The organism is Aquirufa novilacunae, assembly GCF_045310505.1.
Taxonomy (GTDB): Bacteria; Bacteroidota; Bacteroidia; order Cytophagales; family Spirosomataceae; genus Aquirufa; species Aquirufa novilacunae.
Genome location: NZ_JBEWZG010000001.1, coordinates 305,268 through 317,037 on the forward strand (window position 1 = coordinate 305,268; position 11,770 = coordinate 317,037).

The window sequence follows — 11,770 nt, forward strand, 5'->3', positions numbered from 1 at the left end:
TTTATGAAGAAGTCCATTAATGAAGTAGAGGTTTGGGATCAGTTTAGATCAGGTGATCAACAAGCTTTTGCTGTCTTGTATTCTCATTTCGTTCAACCGCTATATACCTATTGTATGGGGATTACGAGTGACAAGGATTTAATTAAGGATAGTTTACATGATTTGTTCGTGGAGATTTGGAAAAATCACGCGAGCCTTGGACCCACGACAAGTGTGAAATTTTATTTAATGGCATCCATCAAACGTAAGATTGTACGTCAATTAGAATCTCAGTTAAAAAATCAGAATCACCACGAAGCTTATCAATACCAGTTTATGGAAGATATGCCTTCTGCTGAAAGACAATTAGTGATGGTAGAGGAGGAGCACATGTCGCATAGGACGATGTATGCTAGTTTAAATAAACTCAGTAAACGTCAAAAAGAGGCCATTACGTTGAAGTATTTTGAAAATATGGATACCGATCAGATCTCGGAACACATGAATATTAATCCACAATCGGTATATAATTTGATCTTTGGAGCACTTCGCGTGATGAAGGAGCATATGACGTCAAAAGCTTATGCTTGTTAATTATTGAATAATTGTAAGATATATTTGAGTAAAACACATAAGTTTTCTTCTTTTCATGGTAAGTAATCTTAAAAGATTGACATGTTATCGAAAAGAATGAGCTGGATAAAGAGATTAAAAATAGTAAATAAGTACCCAATTAAACCCTTAAGACTATCCCAACAAGAATGCAAAGCCTTGTGGGAGAGGATCCAACTGACTTTGCAAACAACTTAATTAATTTAACCTATGAGAAAAAAATTACTTTCCAAGGTGCTCCTTAGCGGTATAATGCTGTTATTGAGTATTCAAATTTTTGCCCAAGATCGGATGGTCACAGGTAAAGTTACGTCATCTGACGATGGTTCGGGTATTCCAGGAGCCAGTGTTGCTGTTAAAGGTACTTCTAAAGGTACTTCAACAGACATGGATGGAAATTACAAAATTACTGTAGGTAACTCTGCTGTTTTAGTTTTTTCAGCGGTTGGTACTAATTCACAAGAAGTTTCAGTAGGATCTAAGACGCAAATCAATGTGTCTCTTAGTGCTGATACTAAATCTTTACAAGAAGTTGTTGTGGTAGGTTATGGTACTCAAAAGAAGAGTCAATTAACAGGTGCTATTTCATCTGTAACTGCTAAACAAATCACGGAGATGCCAATTACCAACTTAGGTCAAGCGATGCAAGGTCGTGTGGCAGGTGTGGACGTAGCGCAATCAGGTTCGAAACCAGGAACAGTACCACGTGTGTTAATTCGTGGTCGTCGTTCATTCAACGCTGGTAATGATCCATTATATGTCGTGGACGGTATTCCTCTTTCAGGTGGTTATGAAGATATGAACCCGAATGACGTGGCTTCAATGGAAATCTTAAAAGATGCAACAGCAACTGCTATCTACGGTGCTCGTGGTGCGAATGGTGTTGTTTTGATTACAACGAAGCGTGGTGGTAAAGATGGTAAGACGGTTATTTCTTATGATTCTTACATCGGTTCAACTCAATCATTAGATAAGATTAACTTATTTACGGGCGCTGAGTACGCTGAAATGAAGCGTGAGTCACGTCGTACAATCGGTACTTATAAGGATGCGAATGGAAATTTAGTACCTACTGGTGTGATGGATGCCTTTGCTGATTCTAAGTTATTTACAGCTATCGAATTAGATGGTATTGCCAAAGGACGTACAACGGATTACCAAGATATGATGGTAAGAAAAGGTATGCAACAAAACCATGCGATCGGTGTTCAAGGAGGAAATGAGAAAACTCAATTCTCCATCAATGCGGGTTATTTCCAAGATAATGGTATCATTCAAGGTTTAGATTTCACACGCTATTCAGTTCGCACAAGTGTAGATCACCAAGTGAATAAATCATTGAAAGTAGGAGCGTCTTCTTATTTAATGTATTCTGTAACGAATGGAGCTAACCTAAACCCATATGGATTTTTATTATCTCAAAACCCATTAGCAAGATCACATGATGATTCTGGTAACCTAATTTTCCAACAAACGGATGATGCGCTTTTAACGAATCCGTTAAATGAGATTGTACCAGGTGCAAAGGTGGATGAAACGAAGAAATACCGTATTTTCAATAGTATTTATGCAGAATTACAATTAGCTAAAGGTTTGAAATACCGTGTAAACTTTGGCCCTGATTTTACCATCTCGCGTAATGGTCGTTTTGACGGAGCTTTAACGAACGCAATTAAGGGTGGTAATCCAACCGCTTACACAGATAATCGTCAGGGTTTCAATTATACGATCGAAAATATCTTAACGTATAATAAGCAGTTTAAAGATCATAATTTAGGTGTGACTTTGTTGCAGTCTATGCAACGTGATAATTTTGAACAGTTTACTCAAAATGTATTAGGTGTTCCGGTGGAGTCTCAACAATTCTACAATGTGGGTAATGCTTCTTCTATTCAGGGAGTAGGATCTAACTTAATTCAATGGACGATTGCTTCATATATGGCTCGTATTAATTATGACTATAAAGGAAAGTATTTATTGACAGTGACTGCTCGTCGTGATGGTTCATCTCGTTTCGGTGCGAATACGAAGTGGGGTAATTTCCCAGGTGTAGCCTTGGGTTGGAATGTTCACCAAGAGAACTTCATGAAAGATTTGACTTGGTTAGATGAATTAAAAGTTCGTGCTTCTTATGCACAAGTTGGTAATCAAGGTCTTTCTCCTTACCAAACTGTAGGTCTGGAAGGTCGTACTTCCTATGCTTGGAATAACACAGCAGCTTATGGTTACCGTCCTAACACGATTGGTAATGCGGATTTAAAGTGGGAAACTTCTACTTCTCAAAACGTGGGTGTTGATTTCTCTGTATGGAGAGGTCGCGTTTCAGGTTCTGCAGAATATTACCAAACAAATACAACGGATTTATTATTATCAGATCAATTACCTACTTCAACAGGTTTCGCTGCAGTTACGCGTAACGTAGGAGAGACGATGAACCGTGGTATTGAACTTTCGTTAACAACGAATAACATCGATGCAGCGAATGGATTTAAATGGAGCACTGACTTTGTATTCTACAAGAATACAGAAGAAATCGTTTCTCTTTACAATGGTAAGAAAGATGACGTAGGTAACCGTTGGTTCATTGGTAAACCGTTGAACTCTTATTTTGATTATGAGTATGCTGGTATCTGGCAAACTGCTGAGGCTGACAAGGCAAAAGCAATGGGCTTTACAGTGGGTCAAATCAAAGTGAAGGATGCGAACAATGATGGTAAGATTACTGCTGATGACCGTGTGTTATTAGGATCTGATGTTCCAGCTTGGACAGGTGGTATCACAAACCGTTTCTCATACAAAGGATTCGATTTGTCATTCTTCATCTTTACACGTCAAGGTCAGATGATTGTATCTAAGTTCCACCAAAACTCGAACTACCTACAAGGTCGTTACAATCAAATCAAGGTAGATTACTGGACTCCTAACAATCCAGGTGCTCGTTATCCTCGTCCTAACTTTAACCAAGAGTTCCCAGCTTATAACACAGCGATTATGTACTATGATGGATCTTTCATCAAAGTTCGTAACATCAACTTTGGTTATAATTTCCCAGCAAAAACTGCTGCTAAATTAGGTTTATCGTCTTTACGTTTGTTTGCTAGTATTCAACAGCCATTCATCTTCTCGAACTACCGTTCAAAAGAAAATGGTGTGGATCCAGAGACTTCAAATGGTAACGTGGATAACAACGTAACTCCGGCTACATCTGTTTCTACGTTTGGTTTAAATATTAAATTTTAATCCCTGAAATAATGAAAAGTTTATATATCAAAAATTCATTAAAATTAGTAGGTATTGCTTCAGCGATTATGTTGGGTACTGCCTCATGTAGTGATCTACTGAAAGAGACAGTCGTTTCTTCTATCAGTAATGATTACATCGCTACGACTCCTGGATTCGTGGCTGCTACGAATGCTGCTTATACGCCACTTCGTTCATTCTATGCAACAGAGCGTGGTTTAACAATGTCAGAATATGGTACTGATATTTACAGTGCAGGTGCGGATGGTTCATTCAAAGGTTTCCACTTTTATGACTCTCAATTAACTTCTTCTGTATCAATTTTAGCAGAATTATGGGATGAGACGTATAAAGGTATCAATACCATTAATGCGGTAATTGATCGTGCTCCTGCAGTAACAGGTATTACTGATGCAGTAAAGGCTACTCGAGTAGCTGAGATGAAGTACTTACGTGCTCACTATTATTTCATTTTAGTACAACAGTTTGGCCCTTTAGACTTACGATTAAAAGAAACTACAGGTCCGACTAAAGCAGCTACTCGTGCTTCTGAGCAAGCAGTTTACAAGCAGATTGAAACTGATTTAAAAGAAGCTATAGCAGTTTTACCTGCAGTTAAGGCTGCTGGGGATTATGGTCGTGCGACTAAGCCAGCTGCTGAGAACTTGTTAGCTAAGGTGTATTTAACACGTGCTTCTTCTAAGTTTGCTGAAGCTACTGATTATGCAAATGCGGCTACTTTATGTAATTCGGTTATTGCAAACTACGGTTTTGCTCTATTACCTGATTTTGCCTCTGTTTTTGATCAAGCTAATCAGATAAATAATGAGGTAATTTTTGCAGTTCAATATACATCAGATCCTTTAACGAATGGTTTTGTAGATAACCAAGGAAATAAGCTTCACTTGTATTTCGGTATGCAATATGACGTTCAGCCAGGTATGCAGCGTGATGTGATAAATGGTCGACCATTTAAGCGTTTGAAGCCTACTCCGTATTTATTAAACACCGTATTTGCTGAACGTGTAAATGATACACGTTACAATAAAACGTTTAAGGATACATGGTTATCTAATAAGCCAGGCACTTACAACACGACCTTTGATGGTTCAAAAGCAACAGTTACTTACAAAGCAGGTGATACAACTATTTTTATACCTGGCTATGAGATGACTTTAGCTGAGCGTGCTGCTAAGAAATACCAAGTATTGGTACCTAGTTTATATAACTACGCTTTATTCCCTACGTTAAAGAAGTTCTTTGATCCACTTCGTCCAGATATGACGTATGAGAATGGATCTCGTGATTACTTCGTTCATCGTTTAGCAGATACGTATTTGATGTTAGCGGAAGCGCAATTCAAATTAGGCAAGCAAACTGAATCTGTAGCTGCTATTAATGCAGTACGTGTTCGTGCGGCAGCTAAAGGAAAAGAAGACGCGATGAAAGTTACTTCTGTAGATATGAACTTAATCATGGAAGAACGTGCACGTGAGCTTGCTGGTGAGCAAACTCGTTGGATGGACTTGAAGCGTTGGAACAACCTAGTCGAGCGTGTTAAGTTATATAACACAGATGCGGCAGTAGGTGTGAGAGATATTCACTACGTTCGTCCTATTCCACAAAAGCAAGTGGATTTGTCTGAGAATGGCGGATTCCCACAAAACTCAGGTTACTAAGATTAATTTGATTTTTTAATTTAGATTCCGGAGGCCTGGTGGCCTTCGGAATTTTATTTAATAAGCCTTATGAAAAAAATAATTTGCTTCTGTTTAGGACTGGTGGGATTTACGTCTTTTGCACAAAATCTTCCAGTTACTTTTAAATCTTCTAAGACATCAGTGGACGTGGAGGTAGGTGGTAAACCATTTACTTCTTATTTCTTTCCAGGGCAAGGTGTTCTTAAAAAAGCTGTTTTGTTTCCTTTAATCTCTGCAAAAGGAACTACCATCACGCGTGGTTATCCGATGGCTCCTAGAGCTGGAGAACGCATTGATCATCCACACCATGTGGGTATGTGGTTGAATTATGAAGATGTGAATGGATTTGATTATTGGAATAACTCGACTAACATCATCGCTTCATTGCAAAACCACAAGATGGGTACGATTTTACATACGTCAATTGTTAAGCAAGATGCAAAGAAAGGTTTGTTAGAAGTGGCTGCCGATTGGATTGATAATGATGGAAAAGGTCAAAAGGTGTTAGCCGAAAAGACGACCTATGTTTTTTCAGGTACGGCTGACTCTAGAACAGTAGATCGCATCACCACTTTGACCGCGGTAGCTGATCAGGTTTTATTCAAAGACGTGAAAGACGGCATGTTTGCCATACGAGTGGCTCGTCAATTAGAAATTCCTTCGAATAAACCTGATGTTTTTACGGATGCACATGGTGTTGAAACGAAAGTTCCAGTGATGGATAATACAGGTGTGACAGGGGATTACTTGAGCTCAGAAGGAGTGAAGGGTGAAGCGGTTTGGAGTACACGTGCTAAATGGATGAACTTACATGGAGAGATGGATAATCATTTGATTTCTGTAACCATATTTGATCATCCGGCTAATGTTTCCTATCCAAGTTATTGGCATGCACGTGGTTATGGTTTGTTTGCTGTAAATCCTTTAGGGGCCAAAGTATTTAGCAATGGGAAGGATGAGCGTAATTTGACATTAAAGAAAGGTGAATCTATCACTTTCAGATACCGGACATTAATTTCTGATCGTTTAAACTCGAAAGAGGAATTAGACAAAATTCAGGCAGAATTCGCTGCTAGCAAGTAATTTTTAAGAAAATACTCTTATTTTTGTAGTGTAAAGGGGGCTCTTGTAGCCCCTATTTTCTTTATTCTATGCAATTATCCTTTTTAGGAGCTGCCAGACAAGTAACCGGAAGTATGTTCCTGTTGCAGTTGGAGGATGGCTACCAAATATTAATCGATTGTGGAACGGACATGGAGCGTAAGATCGACTTTGAGGAGCCGGTTGAACAAAAGTCCTTCTTTTCCTTCGATGCCTCACTAATTAATTTAGTGATTTTAACTCACGCACACATTGACCACTCTGGTAATATTCCGATGCTCTATCGCGAAGGATATGAAGGCCAAATCTTGTGCACACCACCTACGGCTGATTTAGCCGAACTTCTCTTGATGGATTCTGCTAGTCTTCATTTACGTCGCTTAAAGGCAGCGCAAGGGGAGAGTCGCAAAAAGCATAAGCAGATGGATCGTCTTCTTCGTAAAGGGGATCTCTATCTCCAAAAGGATGTGGAGAATGCTTTGGACAATTTCGTGACACTTCAGTTTAACCGTAGGTTTGTCGTATTCCCAGGTCTTGAAATTACTTTTGTTCCCGCTGGTCACTTATTAGGTGCTGCGCATGTGTTGATTTCTGTTACTGAAAATGGGCAGACAAAAACGATTGGATTTAGTGGAGATATCGGTCGTGCGAATTATCCTTTACATATCGATCCGCAGCCTTTCCCGGAAGTTGACTATTTAGTTTGCGAAACAACCTATGGCAATCGTATTCATGAGGATAAGGATAGTCCGATGGATGCTTTGGGAAAAGTGATTAAAGAAACCTGTATCGATCGTCCTGGTCGCCTGGTGATTCCAGCTTTTTCTGTGGGTCGTACACAGGCTGTTCTATATACGCTTAATAAATTAATAGAAGAACGAAATTTTCCAGCTGTTCGAGTGTTTACGGATAGTCCGATGGGTCGTAGTTCTACTAAAATCTATTCGAAATACTTATCGTATTTAAATCCGGAAGCACGCGAATTTCACAGGGAAAATGACGAATTATTCGATGTGGATAATTTGATATTTCTTCATACCGAGAAAGAAAGTAAAGCGATTCGCAATTACCGCGAACCTTGTATTATCATTTCCTCTTCAGGTATGATTTCAGGTGGACGTGTAGAACAGCATATTGCGGACAATATTTCTAATACTTATGCCACCATCTTATTGATTGGTTATACGGCTGAAGGTACTTTAGGCCGGCAATTGCTAGCAGGCACTGATATGATCGTGGTTAAGGATAGAGAATATAAGGTGAATGCCCAAATTCGTAAAATTGACGTTTTCTCGGGTCACGCAGATCAGACTGGGCTTTTGACTTTTGTGAAGCAACAGAATCCTTCTAAAATCAAGAAAATATTTCTTTCGCATGGGGAAGAGGCAAGTATGTTAGAGTTTTCGTCTATTCTGAATGGATTAGGATATGCTGATGTTATTTTGCCTCAGAAGGAAGATACTTTCGAGCTTTAATTTTATTTTTGTATCAAAATTTACGCTTTATGAAAACATTATTGGAATTTGAGAAGCCTATCGCTGAGTTAGAAGACAAGTTGATCGAAATGCGTAAGCTTGCATTAGAGAATAATGTCGATGTGACAGCTGCTGTAGCTTCTTTGACTGATAAGATTTTAGAATTGAAAAAAGAAACATTTTCGAATTTAACGCGTTGGCAGCGTGTTCAATTGTCGAGACATCCGGACCGCCCTTACACTTTTGATTACATAGAGCACATGTGCGAGGAGTTCATTGAGATTCATGGTGATCGCAATGTGGCTGATGATAAGGCGATGGTGGGTGGTTTTGGTACCATTGATGGGGAATTGTCTGTGATGTTTATTGGTCAACAAAAAGGTCGCAATACAAAAGAGCGTCAGTACCGTAATTTTGGTATGCCTAATCCGGAGGGATACCGTAAGGCTTTACGTCTGATGAAGATGGCAGAGAAGTTTAATAAGCCTATCGTTTGTTTAATTGATACACCTGGTGCTTTCCCTGGTTTAGAAGCTGAGGAGAGAGGTCAAGGTGAGGCTATCGCACGTAATATTCGCGATATGTTTATGTTAAAGGTGCCAGTTATTTGTGTCATTATTGGTGAGGGTGCTTCTGGTGGAGCCTTAGGTATCGCCGTGGGTGACCGAGTTTTGATGATGGAGAATACGTGGTATTCTGTTATTTCGCCCGAATCATGTTCTTCTATTTTATGGAGAAGTTGGAATTATAAAGAGCAAGCAGCAGAGGCATTGAAGTTAACGGCCAATGATATGCTTACTAATAAGTTAATAGATGGTATTATCCCAGAGCCTTTAGGTGGAGCACATTTAAATCCTACAGAAGCAGCTGCCCAGTTAAAAGAGGTTATTAAGAAGGAAATAGCTGTTTTGTCCGTTATAGATCCTGCTACACGTATTGCGCAACGAATTGATAAGTTCGGAGCTATGGGACAGGTGATAGAATAGTAGGATGAAGGCAATCATCTTTGATTTAGGTAATGTTCTGTTGCCCATTGATTTAGAACTGACTTATCAGGCCTTTTCTGCGTTTTCAACATACGATTCAATGAGTATTGGACAAAAGATTCAACAGGAAAGTCTGTGGGTCCCTTACGAATCTGGAAAACAAACAGATCAAGAGTTTAGGGAGCATATTCGTTTTCATTTAGCTTTGAACTGTACTGATGCTGAATTTGATGAGGCCTTTTCTGCCTTACTTTTATCGTATCATGCAGGTGTCTATGAATGGATTTTGTCTTTGAAATCTAGGTTTTCACTCTATTTATTAAGTAATACGAGTTCCATACACGCGAAGCGATTTACTCAAGTCGGTTTAGGTCCGTCCGGTGAAAGTTTGTTTAGTCTATTTGATCAGGTGTATTTTTCCTTTGATATGGGCTTAGTCAAACCAAATACAGCTATTTATCAGCAAGTGTTAACTGAACAAAATCTTCAAGTACAAGATGTATTGTTTTTTGATGATAATGTTGCTAATATTAATTCTGCGAAAGGTTTAGGTATTGCTTCTTATTTGATAGACCCCGCTAAAGATTTTAGTCAAATTCAAGAAATATTAGATTCATATGTTAGTCAGTAGTCCGATTTTTGATGTTCTTTTTAAATTAGCGGGTTGGAAATTAGTAGGAGAGGTGCCTCGCGATTTAAAGAAAGCTTTAGTTATTGTTTGCCCACATGCTACTTGGAAAGATTTTCCGATTGGATTAGGCGCCCGTTCCTTGCTCAAGATTCCCATTTTGTTTTGGGGTAAAAAAGAATTATTTGAAGGACCTTTTGGCGGTATATTTTCGTGGTTAGGCGGTTATCCGGTAAACAGAGGGACTAAATCAAATTTAGTCGATGCCATTGTAGATATCTATAATTCTAAGGATTCTTTCTATGCTGTATTAGCTCCAGAAGGAACTCGCAAGGATGTACAGGAGCTAAAAACTGGATTTTATTATATAGCCGACGGAGCTAAGGTACCCTTAATTATGATCGGTTTTGACTTTGTAAATAAAGAAATCAAGATAAGAGAGCCGTATTATACAACGGGTGATTTCCAGAAAGATAAATTGGATATTGCTCGTTATTATCAATCGATTCCCGGAGTTCAGAAGTCTTGGATTAAAAATTATTTAGCTGAAGCTGCAGAGTAAATAAAAGATGCCGTCTTCTTAGAGGCACCTGAATCGCCTACTATTTGCTTTAAGGTTAGATAATCTTCCTTTTGTTGTTGATATATAGTTCCTTTCAATAATAGTTCTCTCAGCTTTGCGGTCATGTGCTCTACAGAGAAATTAGCTTGTATTAATTCAGGGACGGCTAATTTGTCTAGGATAATGTTCACTAGGGAGATGTATTTTATTTGAATGACGATTTTTGCCAAAGAATAGAAGACCCAATCCGTTTTATAGACAACAATTTGAGGTGTTTGTAATAAGGCGGTTTCTAAAGTAGCCGTACCTGAGGTGACAATCGCTACTTCAGCGGATTTTACCACATCATAGGTTTGATCAAATAAAACAGGTATTTCTGTTTGATATAACTCCTTCCATTCACTAATTCCTGCAATAAGAAATTGTAAATCAGGATTAGCTTTAGCCAATTGTTCAAATAAGGGTAAAGCTGTTTTAATTTCTTGCTTTCTACTTCCGGCTAATAGTGCCACGTATTTTTTATCTCGATAGGTAAATGTAGGATTAGGTGCAAATGCCTGAATAGCATCTTGCAAAGGATTACCTACATATTGGGTATGAATTCCCGCTTTTGTAAACAGCTCTAATTCGAATGGGAAGATAACATACAGGCGATCAATCCACTTTTTCAATTCATTTACTCGACCTTTATTCCATGCCCATACTTTAGGGGCAATGTAAAAGTGCGTTTGGAATCCTTTCTTTTTTGCAATCTTTGCCGCCTTTAGATTAAATCCGCCATAATCGATAAAGATGACTGCATCAGGTTGAAAGGAATCAATTTGATTTGCAAAGGTCTTAAATAATCTCTTTAAGCGTTGGAGGTTTTGAATAACACCTAATATGCCCATAATGGCTAATTGATTGTGGTGTTGTAGTATTTCAGCCCCTTGAGCTGCCATGGCATCTCCACCCCAAGCCTGAATTTCTGCTTCTTTATCCAATAATTCGATTTCTCGGATTAGATTTGAACCGTGAAGGTCTCCAGATTTTTCGCCAGCTAGGATGAAGTATTTCATTTTATTCCCCGAAATATTCGACCGAGTTCTTATTTGTTTCGATCAAATGTATTTTATGAAGTGTAGCTGTTTCAGAGGTTTCCTTAATTTTGGGAGCTAAAATTTTCCAAAATTCCATCACAAGCATCTCACAACTAGCTAGCTTGCCAAACATAAAGTCCACATCTAGATTTAAGTTCTTATGATCTACTTTATCGATGATCTCCGCTTTAATTAAGTCTCCTAATTGCTTTAAATCATACACAAATCCCGTATCTGGATCAGGTATCCCTTTCACAGTTACGATCAATTCAAAGTTATGGCCATGCCAATTATTGTTTGCACAAGGTCCAAAAACCTCATGATTCTTCTCTTCTGACCAGGCTGGATTGAATAAGCGGTGAGCCGCATTAAAATGTTCCTTACGGATGACGTATACCATTGTTTTCA

At 38.6% G+C, this 11,770-nt stretch carries 10 protein-coding genes; 8 read left to right on the forward strand and 2 right to left on the reverse strand.

Annotated features, from left to right (window positions below; genetic code table 11):
* Positions 1-3: 3 nt before the first annotated feature.
* From V7S74_RS01375 to V7S74_RS01410, 8 genes are all read left to right on the forward strand, one after another.
* Positions 4-573 (forward strand): RNA polymerase sigma factor, encoded by a 570-nt coding sequence (locus tag V7S74_RS01375; protein WP_406776983.1) that lies wholly within the window; start codon positions 4-6, stop codon positions 571-573.
* A 270-nt stretch (positions 574-843) separates the two neighbouring features.
* Entirely contained in the window at positions 844-3,831 is a 2,988-nt protein-coding gene (locus V7S74_RS01380) for a SusC/RagA family TonB-linked outer membrane protein (RefSeq protein ID WP_406777689.1), read from the forward strand.
* Positions 3,832-3,842: 11 nt separating this feature from the next.
* On the forward strand, positions 3,843-5,510 hold the full coding sequence (locus V7S74_RS01385; protein ID WP_406776984.1) for a RagB/SusD family nutrient uptake outer membrane protein: 1,668 nt from the start codon (positions 3,843-3,845) through the stop codon (positions 5,508-5,510).
* A gap of 69 nt (positions 5,511-5,579) precedes the next feature.
* On the forward strand, positions 5,580-6,614 hold the full coding sequence (locus V7S74_RS01390) for a DUF6807 domain-containing protein (RefSeq protein ID WP_406776985.1): 1,035 nt from the start codon (positions 5,580-5,582) through the stop codon (positions 6,612-6,614).
* Positions 6,615-6,682: 68 nt separating this feature from the next.
* The gene (locus tag V7S74_RS01395) at positions 6,683-8,107 is read left to right on the forward strand and encodes an MBL fold metallo-hydrolase RNA specificity domain-containing protein (RefSeq protein ID WP_406776986.1); all 1,425 of its coding nucleotides are present in this window, start codon (positions 6,683-6,685) and stop codon (positions 8,105-8,107) included.
* Positions 8,108-8,136: 29 nt separating this feature from the next.
* Positions 8,137-9,093, forward strand: coding sequence for an acetyl-CoA carboxylase carboxyltransferase subunit alpha (locus V7S74_RS01400; RefSeq protein WP_406776987.1), 957 nt, complete (start codon positions 8,137-8,139; stop codon positions 9,091-9,093).
* Positions 9,094-9,097: 4 nt separating this feature from the next.
* Positions 9,098-9,724, forward strand: a complete 627-nt coding sequence (locus V7S74_RS01405; RefSeq protein ID WP_406776988.1) for an HAD family hydrolase — start codon at positions 9,098-9,100, stop codon at positions 9,722-9,724.
* Entirely contained in the window at positions 9,711-10,283 is a 573-nt protein-coding gene (locus V7S74_RS01410) for a 1-acyl-sn-glycerol-3-phosphate acyltransferase (protein ID WP_406776989.1), read from the forward strand. The genes V7S74_RS01405 and V7S74_RS01410 overlap by 14 nt, the downstream gene beginning before the upstream one ends.
* On the opposite strand, the gene lpxB is transcribed toward V7S74_RS01410, so the two are convergent.
* Positions 10,259-11,341, reverse strand: a complete 1,083-nt coding sequence (lpxB, locus tag V7S74_RS01415) for a lipid-A-disaccharide synthase (protein ID WP_406776990.1) — start codon at positions 11,339-11,341, stop codon at positions 10,259-10,261. The genes V7S74_RS01410 and lpxB overlap by 25 nt on opposite strands.
* Before the next feature lies 1 nt (position 11,342).
* Positions 11,343-11,762, reverse strand: a complete 420-nt coding sequence (locus V7S74_RS01420; RefSeq protein ID WP_406776991.1) for a 6-pyruvoyl trahydropterin synthase family protein — start codon at positions 11,760-11,762, stop codon at positions 11,343-11,345.
* Positions 11,763-11,770 lie beyond the last annotated feature (8 nt).

Bases quoted from the DNA above. Each gene is read 5' to 3' on its own strand.
- V7S74_RS01375 (WP_406776983.1), top strand. From the start codon at position 4: ATGAAGAAGTCCATTAATGAAGTAGAGGTTTGGGATCAGTTTAGATCA.
- V7S74_RS01380 (WP_406777689.1), top strand. From the start codon at position 844: ATGCTGTTATTGAGTATTCAAATTTTTGCCCAAGATCGGATGGTCACA.
- V7S74_RS01385 (WP_406776984.1), top strand. From the start codon at position 3,843: ATGAAAAGTTTATATATCAAAAATTCATTAAAATTAGTAGGTATTGCT.
- V7S74_RS01390 (WP_406776985.1), top strand. From the start codon at position 5,580: ATGAAAAAAATAATTTGCTTCTGTTTAGGACTGGTGGGATTTACGTCT.
- V7S74_RS01395 (WP_406776986.1), top strand. From the start codon at position 6,683: ATGCAATTATCCTTTTTAGGAGCTGCCAGACAAGTAACCGGAAGTATG.
- V7S74_RS01400 (WP_406776987.1), top strand. From the start codon at position 8,137: ATGAAAACATTATTGGAATTTGAGAAGCCTATCGCTGAGTTAGAAGAC.
- V7S74_RS01405 (WP_406776988.1), top strand. From the start codon at position 9,098: ATGAAGGCAATCATCTTTGATTTAGGTAATGTTCTGTTGCCCATTGAT.
- V7S74_RS01410 (WP_406776989.1), top strand. From the start codon at position 9,711: ATGTTAGTCAGTAGTCCGATTTTTGATGTTCTTTTTAAATTAGCGGGT.
- lpxB (WP_406776990.1), bottom strand. From the start codon at position 11,341: ATGAAATACTTCATCCTAGCTGGCGAAAAATCTGGAGACCTTCACGGT.
- V7S74_RS01420 (WP_406776991.1), bottom strand. From the start codon at position 11,762: ATGGTATACGTCATCCGTAAGGAACATTTTAATGCGGCTCACCGCTTA.